General features: G+C 41.7%; 16 protein-coding genes and 1 pseudogene. 8 read left to right on the forward strand and 9 right to left on the reverse strand.

All coding sequences use genetic code 11. The annotated features are described in order from the left end of the window. Nucleotides 1–82: 82 nt before the first annotated feature. Nucleotides 83–208 carry an SDR family NAD(P)-dependent oxidoreductase gene (locus tag V7K30_RS12235; protein ID WP_334999425.1) on the reverse strand — a complete coding sequence of 42 codons (126 nt, stop codon included), beginning with the start codon at nucleotides 206–208 and terminating at the stop codon, nucleotides 83–85. 170 nt (nucleotides 209–378) lie between these two features. On the opposite strand from V7K30_RS12235, the gene V7K30_RS12240 reads away from it, so the two are divergent. Continuing rightward, a complete protein-coding gene (locus V7K30_RS12240; protein WP_334999427.1) occupies nucleotides 379–534 on the forward strand; it encodes a hypothetical protein in 156 nt (51 codons plus the stop codon). 113 nt (nucleotides 535–647) lie between these two features. Here the strand turns inward: V7K30_RS12240 and V7K30_RS12245 are convergent, their stop codons facing one another. Next, nucleotides 648–893 carry a nuclear transport factor 2 family protein gene (locus V7K30_RS12245; protein ID WP_334999429.1) on the reverse strand — a complete coding sequence of 82 codons (246 nt, stop codon included), beginning with the start codon at nucleotides 891–893 and terminating at the stop codon, nucleotides 648–650. Nucleotides 894–1,684: 791 nt separating this feature from the next. Next, on the reverse strand, nucleotides 1,685–3,130 hold the full coding sequence (locus V7K30_RS12250) for an alpha-L-fucosidase (RefSeq protein ID WP_334999431.1): 1,446 nt from the start codon (nucleotides 3,128–3,130) through the stop codon (nucleotides 1,685–1,687). 49 nt (nucleotides 3,131–3,179) lie between these two features. Here V7K30_RS12250 and V7K30_RS34230 point away from each other — a divergent pair. Continuing rightward, a pseudogene (locus tag V7K30_RS34230) lies at nucleotides 3,180–3,269 on the forward strand (IS982 family transposase); the annotation flags it as partial. A gap of 219 nt (nucleotides 3,270–3,488) precedes the next feature. Then, nucleotides 3,489–4,154 carry a GUN4 domain-containing protein gene (locus V7K30_RS12255; RefSeq protein ID WP_334999433.1) on the forward strand — a complete coding sequence of 222 codons (666 nt, stop codon included), beginning with the start codon at nucleotides 3,489–3,491 and terminating at the stop codon, nucleotides 4,152–4,154. On the opposite strand, the gene V7K30_RS12260 is transcribed toward V7K30_RS12255, so the two are convergent. After that, nucleotides 4,151–4,954, reverse strand: coding sequence for an SAM hydrolase/SAM-dependent halogenase family protein (locus V7K30_RS12260; protein ID WP_334999435.1), 804 nt, complete (start codon nucleotides 4,952–4,954; stop codon nucleotides 4,151–4,153). The genes V7K30_RS12255 and V7K30_RS12260 overlap by 4 nt on opposite strands. Nucleotides 4,955–5,066: 112 nt before the next feature. Between V7K30_RS12260 and pirA the strand changes: the two genes are divergently transcribed. Continuing rightward, a complete protein-coding gene (gene pirA, locus V7K30_RS12265) occupies nucleotides 5,067–5,222 on the forward strand; it encodes an arginine synthesis PII-interacting regulator PirA (RefSeq protein WP_334999437.1) in 156 nt (51 codons plus the stop codon). Between the two features lie 131 nt (nucleotides 5,223–5,353). On the opposite strand, the gene V7K30_RS12270 is transcribed toward pirA, so the two are convergent. From V7K30_RS12270 to V7K30_RS12290, 5 genes are all read right to left on the reverse strand, one after another. Continuing rightward, complete coding sequence (locus tag V7K30_RS12270) at nucleotides 5,354–6,103, reverse strand: Uma2 family endonuclease (protein WP_334999439.1); 750 nt, start codon at nucleotides 6,101–6,103, stop codon at nucleotides 5,354–5,356. A 55-nt stretch (nucleotides 6,104–6,158) separates the two neighbouring features. Continuing rightward, nucleotides 6,159–6,821, reverse strand: coding sequence for a restriction endonuclease (locus V7K30_RS12275; protein WP_334999441.1), 663 nt, complete (start codon nucleotides 6,819–6,821; stop codon nucleotides 6,159–6,161). A 3-nt stretch (nucleotides 6,822–6,824) separates the two neighbouring features. Beyond that, the gene (locus tag V7K30_RS12280) at nucleotides 6,825–7,997 is read right to left on the reverse strand and encodes a DNA cytosine methyltransferase (RefSeq protein WP_334999443.1); all 1,173 of its coding nucleotides are present in this window, start codon (nucleotides 7,995–7,997) and stop codon (nucleotides 6,825–6,827) included. Between the two features lie 95 nt (nucleotides 7,998–8,092). Beyond that, nucleotides 8,093–9,880, reverse strand: coding sequence for an aspartate--tRNA ligase (gene aspS, locus V7K30_RS12285; protein ID WP_334999445.1), 1,788 nt, complete (start codon nucleotides 9,878–9,880; stop codon nucleotides 8,093–8,095). Nucleotides 9,881–10,183: 303 nt separating this feature from the next. Further along, nucleotides 10,184–10,657: a DUF29 domain-containing protein gene (locus V7K30_RS12290; protein ID WP_334999446.1), complete on the reverse strand. Its 474-nt coding sequence runs from the start codon at nucleotides 10,655–10,657 to the stop codon at nucleotides 10,184–10,186. Nucleotides 10,658–11,414: 757 nt separating this feature from the next. Here V7K30_RS12290 and V7K30_RS12295 point away from each other — a divergent pair. The 4 genes from V7K30_RS12295 to V7K30_RS12310 all read left to right on the forward strand — a co-directional run bounded on the left by V7K30_RS12295 (nucleotide 11,415) and on the right by V7K30_RS12310 (nucleotide 17,075). Beyond that, the gene (locus tag V7K30_RS12295; RefSeq protein ID WP_334999448.1) at nucleotides 11,415–13,430 is read left to right on the forward strand and encodes a pentapeptide repeat-containing protein; all 2,016 of its coding nucleotides are present in this window, start codon (nucleotides 11,415–11,417) and stop codon (nucleotides 13,428–13,430) included. Nucleotides 13,431–13,584: 154 nt separating this feature from the next. After that, nucleotides 13,585–15,102, forward strand: a complete 1,518-nt coding sequence (gene crtD / locus V7K30_RS12300; protein WP_334999450.1) for a C-3',4' desaturase CrtD — start codon at nucleotides 13,585–13,587, stop codon at nucleotides 15,100–15,102. 198 nt (nucleotides 15,103–15,300) lie between these two features. Further along, nucleotides 15,301–16,407 (forward strand): saccharopine dehydrogenase family protein, encoded by a 1,107-nt coding sequence (locus V7K30_RS12305; protein ID WP_334999452.1) that lies wholly within the window; start codon nucleotides 15,301–15,303, stop codon nucleotides 16,405–16,407. A 278-nt stretch (nucleotides 16,408–16,685) separates the two neighbouring features. Beyond that, the gene (locus V7K30_RS12310) at nucleotides 16,686–17,075 is read left to right on the forward strand and encodes a hypothetical protein (RefSeq protein WP_334999454.1); all 390 of its coding nucleotides are present in this window, start codon (nucleotides 16,686–16,688) and stop codon (nucleotides 17,073–17,075) included. Nucleotides 17,076–17,229 lie beyond the last annotated feature (154 nt).

Here is a 17,229-nt window from a genome sequence, read left to right on the forward strand (position 1 = left end):
TCAAATTGGTTCATATAATGAATTATGTTTTCACTTACAAGCATTGTTAACTGATTCTTGATCTGGCTTAAATACGACTTTTTCAGCAAGCCCTAGTTAATCCTTCTATTGCCCACTTAGAAGCACAGTATGGTGCAACTTGGGCTGAAGTCGAACGTCCCCAGCCAAAATTAAAGTTAACAATAATACCCCGTTTGTTTTTCACCATTGCTGGTACGAAAATAAGGAACCTGGGGATAAGCCATTGCACGCTTTAGGTGCAGAACTCTGGCTGGGACAACAGCCTATTTGTCGCTTAGAACCAATTCATTGCTTTGGGTTAACGGCTGGTAAAATAAGCACGCTAACTACCTGATCAATGTCAAAGATGAAATTTCTTTGACTAAACTGCAACAGGGATTGAAGATGTCGATGGTGGAGGTGTGGTTAGGATTGTTACTTGGTGGTTTTACTTTGGAGCAACGTGGAGATTTTTATAACAGTCGGAATATTTGGGTGAAAAGTTCTCCAATTACTACCAGTAACCTCGTTTAAATTTTGTAAATCCCTTAATTCATAAACCCTGAATGTCCATTCGTCGGATTAAGCCATTCTCGATAGTATAAACGTGCTGAACCATTTGATCCACGATCAAGTTTCCATCTAAATCACGCATTAACCACTACTCGCCCACTCTCATCGGATTGAAACCCTGTAGGTTCAACATAAGGATTAATTAAGTTCCATTGACGAGTCCAATAATCGCGCACTGCATCATGCCCATGAATATGTCCTCCTTCTATACCGTTTGCCCACTCTACATTAGAATCCATAACCCCAAGAACTGTATCAATATCACGGGCGTTAAATGCAGAATAAGCTTTTGCCAGTAAATCCTGGTCTATTTGTATCATCGCTTGCCACTCAACTGATTTTTTTCCATCACAATGATTGTCTACTTTACTCTGTTAAAAGGCTATATTTATAAGCTTCCAACCCCCGATCCAGCAGAAACCTTCTTGCTCGGTCACGGCTTTACGCTAGGGTAGGTGGGGCGGCTGAGAGAGAAAACAGCGATCGCGTCGCGCTGTGTTGTACTTTTCGCCTCCTATGCAAAACTAGCAGTCTAAAGCGTGTCAGGCTTTTCAGTCCAAGAACTGTTGCTAAAATAACGGGCGGACAGAGGTCACAACTTTATATAATTTTTAATAGAGGACTAAGCTTAACCTAAAATGACCGACACGCCTGAGTACTTCCCAAGCAGACTAGACCGCATTGAACAAATAATGCTAGGGCTTGCCGAACCACAAGCCAACACTCTGGTCATGGTTGAAAAGTCGAATTCGTAAACAGCTAATTAAATTTGACAACACTCAGTCCTGAGTGCTGAGTGCTGAGTGCTGAGTTGAGTCAAGTAAAAAACTACTCAGCACTTATGTACTTGGTACGAGCAAGGCCCCTTGTGGACGGAATCTTCTTAACTCTTGAGTTGGTTGATACCCCACCCCTTGTGGGTGGTCTTTTAACTCAGCACTCAGCACTCGGAACTCAGCACTCTTCATTGCGTTCGGAATGCTATGGAAAATGTTCTTCGTACAGCGTCCTAACCGTATTGGCGGCTGCTATAACTGCTGAATTAGCGTTACAAATCAAAATCAAGGGTGAATGTTTCGTGAGCAGATCTTGTTGAGTTACTATCCGAGCTTCAGGAAAGAGGTATCTGGCTGATTTTCAACGTGTAGGCTGGTGATTTTTTCACCGCAGACATATCCGGTAGCGTGACAAATAAATTCTGTCCGCACTGGTGCCACTCAAGTTTACCTTTTGCCCCTAGCATTGTAATCTTTGCATTTTTCGGCAGAATTAGCCCTGGGATTGTCAGCGTCTGACTCTTGGGAGTATCAAGCAAGACAGCATACAAATTACCTTTGTTTGTGGTGTAGCGCACTCGGATGCCTTGAGTGGATACATCTTCTGAGCGTATCCAATAGCGCGAGCCAAAGATGGCTTCACCATTTACATCTAGCCACTTGCCTAAGCCGAGCAACCGTTCAGTTTGCAGTTTGGAGATTGAACCATCGGCATTTGGGCCAATGTTGAGCAGTAAGTTGCCGTTTTTACTAACAATGTCAACGAATGAGTCAACCAGTTCATCTACTGAAATCATGTTCAAGTCGGTATCATTCTGGTTGTAACCAAACGAGTAACCTAAACCCCTTGTGCTTTCCCATTTCTTTGGTTCGATTTGTTTGAGTTGACTGTATTCAGGTGTGGAGAAGTCGAAGTGTAAACCGAATTGCCCATTTAAATCAAAGCGGTCATTAACTACACCGTTAGGTACGTGATTGTAAAAATAAGCCATAATCTCATTCGCTTGACCAACAGGGTAGCCAAGGTCATTCCATAAGATAGACGGCTGATAGCGGTCAATGAGTTCGTGCCAGTGAGCGTTAGCATATTCAGCGTAAGCTTTTTCTTGGATAATGGCTGCGACCAACGTGTTAAAGTCTGTCACCGTTGTATCTTGTTTAGACCAATCAATACCGCCGGAGTAGTACAGACCCATACGCATACCTTGTTTACGAACAGCTTGTGTCAGTTCGCCCACAACATCCCGCGCCGCCACTCGTCCTGACTGGTTTGTGGTTTTGCTAGGCCATAACAGAAAGCCATCATGATGCTTGGTCGTCAGCACAACGTACCGCGCACCTACTTTAGAAAACAGTTTTGCCCATTGAGATGGATTCCACTGTGTGATGGCTGCGTTGAACGTAGGGATGAAGTCGTCATAGGTGAAATTTTCACCGTAGGTTGCACGGTGATGCTTATAGGTATCACTGCCCTCAAGTTTCATGGAGTTGTAGTACCATTCAGCATAAGGGTTATGCTGGAACCAATATTCCCAACCGCGTTCTGCAACTACCTTGTTCTGTTCACCAGTCAGTGGTGCCCAACCAGGTACAGAGTACACGCCCCAGTGAATGAAAATGCCGAGTTTAGCATCTTTGAACCACTCTGGAACTTCATGCTTTGAGAGCGACTCATTTGTTGGTTCATATGTCTGTTGTGCAAAGGCAGTAGAGGGTGTCAGGTTCAAAAAGCTACTTAGAATTTCTGTAATAATTAGTATAAGTAGTAAAGGTCTAAACATCACAATTTTCCTGACTGAGGGATATATAATTTTACAACTGGATCTCGTCAAAGGCTGCGAGTACATGAAAGTCCATCATCTGATTGCCAATATGTTAGAAAAATCGCGCTTGAATCGACGATTACACGGAATATCAATTGGCTCTCACGTCTAGAATCATTAAACAATTACCGTAACAACTCTCCTGAGACAGTCTGAAGTAAGTGACTAAATATCTTATTCTCTCCAAAAAGATGACATTGTAAAATAGACCTGTTAAGAAATAAGAGAGAGATGATATGACAATATATACATCCATGTAGTAGCGGTTAGACTAAATTCAACCTGGGGTATTCAAAGTAATCAGAAGCATCCAAAAATGGCAAAGAATAATCAGACTGTTCTGACACTAACTTTACTAATCACAGCAAGTCTTATCGGTATATTTGCTGTTTTGGGCTGGATTGGATATTCGTTAACCCGGTCTAAGTCTGAGAGTAAAAATCCCGGAAACACTGATTTAGTTAACACAACTACTAATTCTGGCTCATTGAAGCAAGTAGAAATTACCACAGCCCGCAATGTCGATTCCAGTCAGTTGCAAAAATATTTACAAAACAAAGATTGGCAACAATCTGACCGAGAAACTTACCTGAAAATGCTAGATGTTGCAGGCACTAAGGCACAAGCAGAGGGTGATATTGGGAAAGATGAAATGAATGCACTTTCGTGTGTTGATTTGAAAACCATTGACAAGCTTTGGAGTACAGCCAGTGATGGTAAGTTGGGCTTTAGCGCTCAAGAAAAGATTTTGAGGGAACAAAAAAACGATTATCGCAAGATGTATGACGCGGTTGGATGGCAAACGTTAACAGGTGAGTGGCTGATTCAGTGGAACTATAATCAGCAAACTAAAAGATACGAGTATAAACCTGGCAAAGAACCAAACTTTAAAACCTTCCCCCCAGGACATCTACCAACTGTGGAGAGAGGATATAACTTTGGTGTTTCTCTGGATGTGGCACTGACGAGGTGCGGGATTTAAGTCAGCACAACTTGAAGCGGTTCTTGCCAATCTAACTGCAACTTTGAGTGAGCATTGCCGCTATTAATGGCAATTTCTACCCAACCCTGACTGCCAACTAAAGCTATTATCTCTCCCACGTTGACATCACTGTAAGTTTCACAGCCTGGTATAGTCAACCCAGCGGCTTGCACACACCAAGTTTTGCCTTGCACGTAACTTGCTGGAATGTTGCTCACTAAGTTGCCAAAATTGTCAATATATTGAATGCAACCCACTACACCAGTGGTTGTCTGCTTGCACTCGCCTATATCCAGTTTTACCAAATTTGCTGGATCAATTTCTTGTCCTAGCTGTTTGAGGGGGACACCACTAGCAAGATTAGCTCCCACTGGTGCAAAGATATCTCTACCGTGAAAAGTCTTGCTTGGTTGAGGAGTTCGCCAATAATTAAGATTTGTCAGTTCGACGGCTGCGATCGCTGGACTTTGACTGAGTACGCCGCTAAATATACCATTATCTGGGCCGACCAGAAACCCTTGAGCAAATTCTACTGCGATCGCTCGTCGCTTGCTTCCCACACCGGGATCTACTACTGCCACATGCACAGTCCCAATTGGGAAATAGGGATAAGCATTCATCAGGCAAAACCTAGCTGCGGCGATGTCTTGCGGCGCAATTTGGTGTGTTAAGTCTACCACCGTCAGTCTGGGGTTGATTTGGATTATGACTCCCTTCATTATCCCTACATAAACATCGCGATCGCCGAAATCGCTCAGTAAAGTCACGAGGCGTTGTTGACCTATCTGGTTCTTAGACATATTTTGGTAAAATCATTATATAAAAAATTATTTTTCTGTAACAACAGCTACAAAATATATGCTATGTTAAGAATACAAGACATAAAGCTAAAAATTAAAGAAGGTAATCATTATGAGTCAAAATAGACTACAAAGTGTAAGCAAATCACGAGAAGCTCACAGAGCGAATATTCAAAAAAGCCTAGAGCATCGCTTGCAAGTGGCCAGAGCAAATGGCGACGAACAACTGATTCATCAACTGGAAGCTGAGATGAGGTATTCCAGCTAAATCAAGTTTTCAATGTTCTTAGTTTGTTGTGTAACCCGCTATGGCGGGTTTTTTTTTGTTTTTATGGGGTTTCCTGGTAATTTCGCTCTTACAACAGCATTTATTCAATTAATTGGACTACATCCCCATCCTCACACTTCTGGCTCAACACCCAAGGCTCGTAACTGTGCTGTCAAGCGTTCAGCCCGTTGCAGAGCAGCTTCTTTAGCTTCTCGCTCTTGTTCGGCTCGTAGACGTTCAAGTTCTGCTCGTTCTGCACCAGTAGGAATTATATTCCCCGTGGCGTCACACCACCTCAGCCAAACATCCCGCTTACCTTCATACGCACCTTCCCACAAACATAAACCTAGCTCAACTTCAGTCAGCCATTGCTCACTCATGGGTATGTATTGCCGCCCTCGCAACTCGTACATCTGTAGAACTTCACTACCAAGTTGCCGGGTTGGATCAAAGATAATGTAGTACATTACCCGCATCCTGGCATACTCTAAGATTTTCCGCCCTGTTTCATTGCCTTCTCGATTGGAGACAATTTCAATTACTACCTCTGGCGGTTTGCCAAACTCCCAAAAGAAATAGGAGCGATGCCTTTTTTCCCACCAGTTTTCAGCTACTTGTACATCCAGGCTCAAAAATACATCAGGCACAATTGGTGGTTGCTTGTTACTGGCAAACAACCCCACATTGGCGGCCACGAGAAACCCTTGGGCATTACTTGCGCCATTCCAAGAACTGTAAAGGGTTTCTGTCAGTAATCTTTGTTGTTTTTCAGATGGTAGATTATCCAAGGGTTCATCGTCCTCTGTCACCAAATGACTAACATCTGGTAACAACTCTTCTGGTAATAAGCCAGCGTCTGTCAAGGTGATAGATTCACTCATAAGGAATTCTGGGGGTAACAGCTTAATTCTATTGTGGCAGCTGCATCAATTCCCTTCACTCTAGCAGTAGATTTTCTACACCTACTGTTGTCGTCGTAGTTGCTACCTGGATAATCCTACTGTATTGCAACCGCCACTGTAGTGCATTAGAAATTGTCAGGTAGCCAATTTCTGGCGGTTGCTGCAAAATTCTTTCTGCGAGTATTTCACGCCCAATTTCATCTAAAGGAAAGTTGCGTTCCTCTAAAAATGCTATTACATCTTCTTTGTTCCCATTACGGCGTAAGATTTCTATTAACCCATAGGTTGTTTGATAATCTCCAGTTCTTTCTCTTGATACAAAGACGATATTCTGGAATTTTAAATTAGCTGTACGAGAGCTATGCTCATCACTCTTTTCATAAGCCAATATCAGCAGATGATAGCCCAATCCATACACTTTTTGACTGGCATTCCGAAAGGGGCAAGAAGATTGGGGCTGACGAATGGATGTCACTTTTAAATCAACTTCTAATCCGGGAAAATCAATTCCCAAAGCAGCACTACCAAGGGTGTATTCGTACTTTGTGGACAAAAATTGATTAAAAGTCAACTCAACATAGGTTCCTACTGCTTTGCCATCTGTAACGCCATACAAATTAAGAATCGGTGTTGCGCCAAGTACAACACAAAAATCTCGTGCAGCAGTTTTGAGAGAGGATAAGGTTAGCACTTCCATTTTTTAAATAGCCAAAGTTAATTGTTGCCAACCAGGTTTACTCAATTCAAAGTTTTTTTGACCGATTCTTTTGCACACCCACTCTACACAAGCTGGTACAATAGCATTTCCAAATAATGCGTATTGATCATAAATTCTGACAACTTGACACCAATCATCAGGAAAACCCATGAGTCTGGCATATTCAATATTAGTTAAACGTCGAAATTTATCACTTACTTGGTAGCGTTCATAATGCCTTGATGTTGAGGCAGTCAATGTTGATGCAATGCCATTAGTTCCGAATATAGTATAACCAAGTCTCGCGCCTCCATCTTGGTTGTACAAAATTTCAACTCCATTACAATAACGATTTACAGGCTTACTTTGCTTAATCCGCTCCAGCGTATCGGCAGTAAAATCAAACTGAGTATCCACCATTGACTCATCCTGAAGAATATCCTGAAGCCTCTTTCTCGGCTTAATATTAGGCAATGACGAAATATTTTGAGTCAACATCTGGTTTTTATAGGCAATTCCCCAATTATCATTTTTCTTTTTCATCGTCATGATTGGTAACATATATTTTACCAATGGAACTTCTATATTTGGTAATAAAATATTGTCTTCTTTAGTTAAAAAGACTGATAGCCTTTCTAAAGTATTAGGTGTTATATCTGTTGAGTTTAATTTTGTGCCAAAGATAAAAATTCTATCTCTATTTTGAGGGATACCAAAGCTCAAGGGGCTAATTATTCGCCATTCGATAAAATAATCTAATTCAGAAAGTGCATTTAAAATTAATCTAAAATGATAGCCGTCTTCCATTGTCAAAAGTCTTTTGACATTTTCCAAAAAGAAATATTTTGGTTGCTTCTGGTCTAATATTTCTATAATGCGCTCAAATAGTGTTCCCCTAACTATATCTCTCACGCCAAGTTTTTTACCAGCCGGACTAAACGGTTGGCAAGGGAAGCCAGCAGTTAATATATCGTGATTGGGAATGTCTAAGATAGAGATTTCGTTGATATCGCCTAAAGTAATTGAGTCTTTGCCAAAATGACTTTCATAAACTTTACAGCAAAGTTCGTTAATATCATTCGCCCATACTGTTTGAATATTTGCATTTGCCATACCCAGGCGAAAGCCACCGATACCAGCAAAAAGCTCTAAGGCTTTGAGTTTGTTTGTTGTCATCTACAAATTTTGAAACAAATTATAGCTGTAGGCAAACAGGTATATTATGTAGTTGGTGGGCATTGCCCACCCTACTTAGACAATTCGCTAGTTCACTAAGACTTTGGTTTATAAGTCGAAGCAACGTGCAATTCTTTCAACTGTTTAGCATCTACACTCGAAGGTGCATCTGTTAACAAACAACGCGCTTGTTGTGTCTTCGGAAAAGCAATGACATCTCGAATGGATTCTTCTCCAGCTAGCAACATTACCAAACGATCTAAACCGTAGGCGATGCCACCATGCGGCGGTGTACCATATTCAAATGCTTCTAAGAGAAAGCCAAATTTACTTTGTGCTTCTTCAGGAGATAAACCGATGGCTTCAAACACCTGTTGTTGAATTTCTCGCTGATAAATCCGCAGACTTCCGCCGCCAACTTCCACGCCGTTGAGTATCAAGTCGTAAGCTTGGGCGCGTGCAGTCTTTAAGTCGCTTAAATCATCAGGATGAGGTGCTGTAAACGGGTGGTGTAGTGCTTCTAGACGCTTTTCGTCACCATTCCACTCAAACATCGGAAAGTCTGTAATCCACAGCAAGTTGATTTTTTCTGAATCGATTAAGCTAAATTCTTTAGCGATCGCTTGCCGTAATCTATCTAACGTTTTATTAACTGTAGCAGCATCACCAGCCCCAAACAACAGCAAATGTCCAGTTTTAGCACCTGTACGGCGCAAAATTTCCTGTTTTTGTTCAACGCTGAGGTTGTCTTTAATCGCGCCAATGGTGTCAATTTCGCCATCATCCCTGACGCGGATAAAAGCTAAACCTTTAGCACCGGCTTCGCTAGCTTCTTTAAATAAGTCGCCGCCTGGTTTAATGCGGACATTAGAAATTACATCGTTACCCTTAGGAATGGGCAGGATTTTGACGATACCACCATTGGTAACAGTGTCCCGAAAGACTTTAAAACCAGATTCTTTGACAATATCTGAGATGTCAACTAATTCCAAACCATAGCGGGTATCTGGTTTATCACTCCCGTAGCGTTCCATCCCTTCAGCATAAGTGAGACGCGGAAAAGGGCGCTGTAACTCAATTCCTTTAACTGTTTTGAAGATATGGCAAACTAACTTCTCGTTTAGTTCGATAATTTCCTCTTGGGACATGAAGCTCATTTCCATGTCCAACTGGGTAAATTCCGGTTGTCTGTCGGCGCGTAAGTCTTCATCACGAAAGCAACGGGCAATCTGATAATATCTGTCCAAGCCAGATACCATCAGCAATTGTTTAAATAGCTGGGGTGATTGCGGCAAAGCATACCACTCACCAGGATTGACACGACTGGGTAGAACATAATCCCGCGCCCCTTCTGGGGTAGAACGGGTAAGTATTGGCGTTTCGACTTCGATAAAACCTTCCAAATCTTCTAGATAACGACGCATGGCTTTGACAATTTGATGACGCAGTTGCAAATTTTGCGCCATGCGATCGCGTCGCAAATCCAAATAACGATATTTTAGCCGCAAGTCTTCCCGCACTGTCTCAGTGTCAGCTACGGAAACTTGGAAAGGTAACTGTTTGCGGACAGCATTCAGGAGTTGAATTTTATCAGCGTAAATTTCTACCTCGCCTGTGGGGATGCGGGTATTCAGCGATTCTTCGGGACGTTGCGTTACTCTACCAGTGATTTCGACAACATATTCATTTCGCAGGGCGTTTGCTTGCTGGTATGAATCTGGGGTGCGTTGCGGATCGCTGACGATTTGGACAATTCCAGAGCGATCGCGTAAATCTAAAAATATCACACCACCATGATCGCGGCGACGGTCTATCCATCCGTAAAAGGTAACTGTTTCTCCAATATGTTCTTTTCGGAGTTCGCCGCAATAGTGAGTTCGCATAAGTGTTAGTTCTGTTTGTCTGGGCTAGATTGGCAAGAAAATGTCAAAGCCTTCCCATTATCTAGCATCAATAGTAATTGTAGTAATAAACATACAAGAATCTCACGCCAATTTGCCAAAAGTCGATTCGAGGCTGTAGGGTGAGTGGATGAGACGCAGAAGGTGAAACAAGACCCCATGAGGCAAAGAAATTATCAAAGACCCTCAGCGTGTCCCATGCCACCATGTTTTACGGGATACAATGTTTCCGTTTTTACAATAATTCTCTTGTGTAACTTAACTATGGAACATAACTGATAACTTTTAATCAGTGTCTCCATAAAAATCTTCATCTAATAACTGTTCTATCAAAAAAGGACAATCGAGAGGATATTCTGCGTCAGTTGGTTTTCTCACTCCTAATTTAGCTTTTTTACTTTCTTTGATTGCCAGTTTACAAGCATCGGCATAGGCTTTAAAAAGGACTTCGGTAATGCAGTTCTTAAAAGAAGGATTTTCTTCTAAATCTTTGTTTACTCGGAAACGATGTTCTGTGACAGAACTATACCAGCTTGCTTTCATCATCTCTGGAGCATCACATTGAACGGTTAACTTGAGTAAATGAGCAATCAAGATTGTTAAATTACTAATAAATGACCGTTTCTCTGACTTTCCCATGTCTTCTAATTCTAAAAGCAAATGCTCCCAATCTATATCATTAAAACGATGTTCTTTAATCTGCTCAATAATGCTTTGTCGCCAAAGATTAAAATCTTGTTCGTACAGTTGATTATTCATCTAGCAATCCTAAAAAACAAAGGTGTAACAGGGAATTTTGACCAAGCTTATAGTGATAACTTGTTCAGGTATAGTGCAATTATAGAAAAATTTAGATCGCTCCTGTATTATGAATGAATAATTAGTAAGCGAAACTTGAAACACCGCAATTAGTGAGTAATGTTGCAAAGTAGACGACTCCCGTCATGAGTTAGACCGCTCCCGTCACAAGTTAGACTACTCCCATAAGTTCGGGAACCACTCCCGTTACAAGTTAGACCGCTCCCATAAGTTCGGGAACCACTCCCGTTACAAGTTAGACCGCTCCCATAAATTTGGGAACCACTCCCGTTACAAATTAGACCACTCCCATAAGTTCGGGAACCACTCCCGTTACAAATTAGACCGCTACACTTGCAATATTAATAACTACAGCTTAAATATGGTGACATCAACTTCAATATTACTGATAATAACTTAAGTATTTAAAGGTAAGGACACACAGATATGCTTTTATACTGCGTGTTGCATCCAAAATATTTGTATTATTTTTATTTTGCTAACATACGGAATATTGCAGAGTAAAGTTGTATAAAATTTCAGAATAGTAGGTTGGGTTGAGCGATCGCTCAACCCAACAAAGTCTCGATAATGTTGGGTTTCCTTCCTCAACCCAACCTACGCCTAAAATCCGTCACCAGATTCAAACCCCCAAACCCAGATTTAATCTAACTTTCTTAACTACGAATTACGAATTACGAATTACGAATTAGTAATTATGCCGCCAGACTACTCCGGTCAAAATCTCCGAGGTCGCTCTTTTAAAGGTCAAAACCTGACTGGAGCCAACTTTAGCGGTCAGGATATTAGAGGAGCAAACTTTACCAACGCTATTCTAAAACATGCTGACTTCACAGGTGCTAAAGCTGGATTACAGAAGCGTTGGGTAATTGGTTTAGTTATAGTTTCGTGGTTGCTGTCGGCAATCTCAGGGTTTTTCTTTTTCTTTATTTGTGCATTAGTAACATTGGCTCTTTACACTACTAATCTTCAAGACTTGATCAGTAATGCATTATTCTTAATTTTGTTAGTAGTCTTTTTTATTGTTAGCATCCAAAAGGGTTTCCTAACAGGTTTAGGAAATGTTGTCTCCCTCTTAATCTCTGTTCCTATTACTATCGCCGTCGTCTTAATCGGAGCCTTCGCCTTTGCTTTTACTATTGCTGGAGCTTTCGCCTTAGTCATAGCCATCGCTATCGTCGTGGTTGTTACCTTCTTAAGTTTCAAAGGTATTTCCATTCCTTTAGACTCTATTAATAGCTTTTCCGGCATCTTATCCCTCGCCTTATTAATCCCCTTCCCTTTAATAATAGTTAGTGCCTACATTGGTTGGCGTAGTCTAGCTGGAAATGAACAATATGCTTGGGTTCGCTCGTTTGCCATTGCCTTTGCTGCGACAGGTGGAACTAGCTTCCGCAATGCCGATTTAACCGATGCTGATTTTACTGGTGCAACCCTGAAAAACACAGATTTTAGAAAAGCAAACCTAACACGCACCCGTTTTTATGAAGCAAAAAAACTTGACTTTGCCAGAGTTGACGACACCATATTAACTAAATTAGCTGTTATAAAATTACTCGTCACTGGTAATGGTCGAGGAAAATCTTATGCTGGTGTAAACCTGAAAGGTGCTAACCTCATAGATGCAGATTTAAAAGAGGCAAATCTCAGAGATGCTAATATTACTGAAGCAACCTTTCAAGGCGCTTGTTTAGAGGGGGCAAACCTAACTCTAGCTCAAGCTGTAGGTACTAACTTCACCAGCGCTCAAATGACAGGTGCAGTTGTGGAAGCATGGAATATTGAAAGTACAACCAAATTAGATAATGTAGATTGTCGCTTTATCTATCTTCTCGAAAACCCAAAGCCGGAAACAGACGATCGCGAACGCCGCCCCAATAGTGGCGACTTTCAACCAGGAGAATTTACTAAGCTGTTTGAAGAGGTTTTAAATACTGTTGATTTAATTTTCCGTAATGGCATTGATTGGAAGGCTTTTGTTAATGCCTTTCAAACAGTGCAAGACCAAAATGAAGACACAGAATTAGCCCTACAGAGTATTGAAAATAAAGGTGATGGTGTTGTTGTCGTCAAAGTTGGTGTACCTGATGGTGCTGACAAAGAAAAGATTCATAGTGATTTTACACAAAATTATCAACTGGCATTGCAAGCTGTAGAAGAAAAATATAAAGTACAATTACAGGCTAAAGATGAGCAAATAGTTATCTATCGCCAACAAAGTGGAGAAATGACAGAGATTGTAAAATTATTAGCAAATAAACCAATTAATGTTCAAGTTGACAATAAAGTTGAGAATAAAAATATGACTAACAGCAATGATGCCAGCCGTAAATTTGAAAATAGCGGAACTTTAAATAATAGCGGCACGATTAATTTAGGTGAAATCAGTGGTACGGTGACAAACACAATCAACCAGTTACCAGCGTCTCCCGAACCTGATAAGCCGGGAATTAAGGAATTGTTGACGCAATTGCAAGCAGCCATTGAAGCTGATACAAACTTACTGCAAGAAGATAAAGCTGAGGCATTAGAACAGGTGAAAGCTTTAGCAGAAGCGGGGAAAAGTCCTCAAGAGGGGGCGATGCAAAAGGCTGCGAAAACGGCGATAAAGATTTTAAAAGGGACAATTTCTAGTTTACCCAGTGCTACAAAGTTGGTTGAACAGTGCAGCAATCTATTGCCGTTAATTTCAACTTTTTTGGGTTTAGGCTGACCTCACTTCCATTCCTCTCTCCTAAAAGGAGAGAGGCTTTGAATCATACTCCCCTTCCCTTGTAGGGAAGGGGTTGGGGGTTAGGTCACTATTTAACTTTCAAAGAAGGTAAAATTATAAATAAAAATATTAAGAATCTTAAACAAACTAATCAATGTCCAGCATACCTCTTGACAAAAGTAACTCTCATGTCGTCGTTATTGGTGCCGGCATAGGTGGACTGACTGCCGGAGCATTATTAGCTCATAGAGGTTACAGCGTCTTAATTTTAGATCAAGCCCTCGTACCAGGCGGCTGTGCTTCGACGTTTAAACGCCAGGGATTTACCTTTGATGTGGGAGCAACTCAGGTGGCGGGGTTGGAACCAGGGGGAATTCACCACCGCATTTTCTCAGAATTGTCAATAGATTTACCGCCAGCAACGCCTTGTGATCCTGCTTGTGCGGTGTATTTACCTGGGGAAAGCACACCGATTAATGTCTGGCGCGACCAAGAGAAATGGCAAGAGGAACGACAAAAACAGTTTCCCGGTAGCGAACCATTCTGGCAATTGATGGCAACTTTATTTAATGCCAGTTGGGAATTTCAAGGACGCGATCCGGTGCTACCACCACGTAATTTATGGGATTTGTGGCAGCTAACGCAAGCGGTGCGTCCCAGTACATTAATAACCGTACCCTTCACGTTGTTTACGGTAGGAGACGCTTTACGGTTATGTGGACTGGGAAATGACCAGCGATTGAGGACTTTTTTAGATTTGCAATTAAAGCTATATTCCCAGGTGGATGCAGAGAAGACAGCATTACTTTACGCCGCCACAGCGTTGAGTGTATCCCAACTACCCCAAGGATTGTTTCACCTCCAGGGAAGTATGCAAGTATTAAGCGATCGCCTGGTACAATCTTTAGAAAGAGATGGCGGCAAATTGTTGATGCGCCACACTGTAGAACAAATCAAAGTAGAGAATGGTAAAGCTACTGCTGTAGTCATTAGAAATCAGAAAACTGGCGAAGTCTGGACAGAAGCAGCCGACCACATAGTTAGCAATGTCACCGTGCAAAACTTGGTGCAGTTGTTGGGAGAACAAGCGCCATCTGGTTATCAAAATCGGGTGGAAAAACTGCCCCAAGCATCGGGTGCGTTTGTGGTGTATTTGGGTGTAGATGCCAGCGCGATTCCGGCTGGGTGTCCTCCCCATTTACAATTTTTGTATGATGCTGATGGCCCCATTGGCGAGAATAATTCCCTATTTGTTTCCGTCAGTCATCCTGGAGACGGTCGCGCCCCAGATGGGAAAGCGACAATTATTGCTTCTTCATTTGTCGATCCTGCACAGTGGTGGCAGACTGATGATTATGAAGGACTAAAAGATAAGTTTACCCAAGAAGCGATCGCTCGTCTTGCCCAATATTTCTATCTCAAACCAGAAACGATTATTCATCAAGAAGCCGCAACACCCCGGACTTTTGCTCATTTCACAGCCCGCGATCGCGGTATAGTTGGCGGTATTGGTCAAAGAATCCCCACTTTTGGCCCCTTTGGGTTCGCCAATCGTACACCAATCAAGCATCTGTGGTTAGTTGGTGACTCCACACATCCCGGCGAAGGTACTGCTGGGGTGAGTTATTCGGCGCTAACGGTAGTCAGGCAAATTGACGCGCAAAACTTATAGCGTTTCCTAATATCATAGCCCCCTCCCCGCAAGCGAAGAGGGGGGTGGGGTTCTTGTACTTCAGTCAACCGAGAACCGCTATATCAACTACCAATAATTGAAAAGTCCTCCTTCCTTGGCAGGCAAGTCATACTTGTAACCGATGGCAAATAGAGCGCAAAACTGATGAAATAAGGTTAGTATTGCTAATCTGGAGTAATGACAGACAGCGTTTTAATTATTGGTGGACGGGGGCGGATTGGTAGCACTGTTGCTCAGGATCTAGCTACCCATACCCAGGCACAGATTACGATTACTGGACGTTCTGCGGAGTTTGGGAGGGCTGTTAGCTTGTCTTCGGGAGGACAAGTGCAGTTTTTGGTATTGGACTTGGCAGAAGTTGACAAATTGCGAGATGCGATCGCAAACTCTAACTTAGTCATCCACTGTGCTGGCCCATTTCACTATCGAGATACTAATGTTCTTGAAACCTGTATTGCTCAAGGCGTTAATTATGTAGATGTCAGCGACCATCGTTCTTATACCAGCAAAGCTCTCAATTATCATGAACAAGCTGCTGCTGCTGGTGTGACGGCAATTATTAATACTGGCATTTTTCCTGGTATTTCTAACAGCATGGTACGTCAAGGTGTTGAACAATTTGATAAACCAGAAAAGATCCATTTAAGTTATTTGGTTTCGGGTTCTGGTGGTGCTGGCATTACAGTGATGCGGACAACTTTTCTGGGGTTGCAGTATCCTTTTGAGACTTGGATAGATGGAAAGTGGGAAGTAGTCAAGCCTTATAGTGAAAGAGAAGTAGTTGAGTTTCCACCTCCCTATGGACGCAGCGGAGTTTACTGGTTTGATATGCCAGAAACCTTTACACTGCCCAAAGCTTTCCCATCAGTAAAAACTGTAATTACTAAGTTTGGCTCTGTTCCAGATTTTTACAATCACCTAACTTGGATTGCGGCACACGTTTTTCCCAAATGGTTAATGCAGCGTCGTTACATGATTGAATTTCTGTCTCATGTCAGCCATTCGATGACAGATGTCACTAATAATTTTAGTGGAATTGGGGTAGCAGTTCGTTCAGAAGTTACAGGGCAAAAAAATGGTGAAACAGCCGTTTATTGTTCAACTGTAGTACATGAAAATACAGCCGTGGCTTCTGGTTGCGGCACAGGTAGTATTGCCCAATTATTGCTAGAAGGTAAACTCAAGAAACCAGGTGTTTTTGCTGTGGAAGAAGCATTACCAACAAATTTATTTGAAGAGGTAATGCAAAGCCGAGGAATTCAAATTAATCACAGTTGGTTATAAGAGGATTTCCAACAAATAAATTATCCAATCTTGTGGGGTGGGCAACATGAGTGCCTTTGTCTATGTGTAAGCACGACAATCTGACTATTACAAAAATCTAGGTAGTGCTAAGGCTTAAAATGTTCAGATAGCATTAACTGAACTATAGGTAAAAATTAATATACCCTGCGGTAGAAGGAAGAACTGTACCTAAACACTTAGGATGCCTGTGAGCCTTGAATATTGAATGTATTTATACATGACCAAGGCTCATACCAAAAAACTAGGAGATTTTTTCCATGCAAAAAATTCTATTAACTTTAAAGCAAGCGTTACGTTCAAGCTTTTTGATTGTTGGCTTAATAATTTTCATCAGCTTGTCAGGTTCATTTATTTTCGTTCAGCCAGCTAGTTATGCAACTACTCTTGAAGAATTAAAGCTAATACCTCCAGAGTCTAAACCAAACTCTGAAGAAAAAATTAATCGTGCTAACGAATATGACCCAGGTGTTGGCGTTCAAGAAGAAAACCGAGAAGAAGCTTATGAGCAAGCAGTAAAAGATTCAAAAAACCTTAATACTATAGAGAAGACTTACGAAAGGAATTTGAAAGCTGAGAGAGAACAAAATCCCCCAGAAAGTTTTGGTGAAAAAGCGAAAGAAGTTATTGAAAAGGTGACAGGTAAATAGGGAATATAGACCTAACCCCCAACCCCTTTCCTAAAAAGAAAGGGGAATAAGAGTCGAAGCCTCTCTACGGTTTGGAGTGAGGTTCAGAAAACTAAATTGTAGGGTGTGTTATGCCAAAGCCTAACGCATCCTAAATTGTTGATGGTGCATTAGG

Origin of the sequence: Nostoc sp., assembly GCF_036917655.1 — a bacterium.
GTDB lineage: Bacteria > Cyanobacteriota > Cyanobacteriia > Cyanobacteriales > Nostocaceae > Nostoc.

Coding starts and splice junctions, on each gene's coding strand:
- V7K30_RS12295 (WP_334999448.1), top strand. CDS start 11,415: ATGCCGCCAGACTACTCCGGTCAAAATCTCCGAGGTCGCTCTTTTAAA.
- V7K30_RS12290 (WP_334999446.1), bottom strand. CDS start 10,657: ATGAATAATCAACTGTACGAACAAGATTTTAATCTTTGGCGACAAAGC.
- pirA (WP_334999437.1), top strand. CDS start 5,067: ATGAGTCAAAATAGACTACAAAGTGTAAGCAAATCACGAGAAGCTCAC.
- V7K30_RS12270 (WP_334999439.1), bottom strand. CDS start 6,103: ATGAGTGAATCTATCACCTTGACAGACGCTGGCTTATTACCAGAAGAG.
- V7K30_RS12305 (WP_334999452.1), top strand. CDS start 15,301: ATGACAGACAGCGTTTTAATTATTGGTGGACGGGGGCGGATTGGTAGC.
- aspS (WP_334999445.1), bottom strand. CDS start 9,880: ATGCGAACTCACTATTGCGGCGAACTCCGAAAAGAACATATTGGAGAA.
- V7K30_RS12245 (WP_334999429.1), bottom strand. CDS start 893: ATGATACAAATAGACCAGGATTTACTGGCAAAAGCTTATTCTGCATTT.
- V7K30_RS12260 (WP_334999435.1), bottom strand. CDS start 4,954: ATGTCTAAGAACCAGATAGGTCAACAACGCCTCGTGACTTTACTGAGC.
- V7K30_RS12255 (WP_334999433.1), top strand. CDS start 3,489: ATGGCAAAGAATAATCAGACTGTTCTGACACTAACTTTACTAATCACA.
- V7K30_RS12275 (WP_334999441.1), bottom strand. CDS start 6,821: ATGGAAGTGCTAACCTTATCCTCTCTCAAAACTGCTGCACGAGATTTT.
- V7K30_RS12235 (WP_334999425.1), bottom strand. CDS start 208: ATGGTGAAAAACAAACGGGGTATTATTGTTAACTTTAATTTTGGCTGG.
- crtD (WP_334999450.1), top strand. CDS start 13,585: ATGTCCAGCATACCTCTTGACAAAAGTAACTCTCATGTCGTCGTTATT.
- V7K30_RS12310 (WP_334999454.1), top strand. CDS start 16,686: ATGCAAAAAATTCTATTAACTTTAAAGCAAGCGTTACGTTCAAGCTTT.
- V7K30_RS12280 (WP_334999443.1), bottom strand. CDS start 7,997: ATGACAACAAACAAACTCAAAGCCTTAGAGCTTTTTGCTGGTATCGGT.
- V7K30_RS12250 (WP_334999431.1), bottom strand. CDS start 3,130: ATGTTTAGACCTTTACTACTTATACTAATTATTACAGAAATTCTAAGT.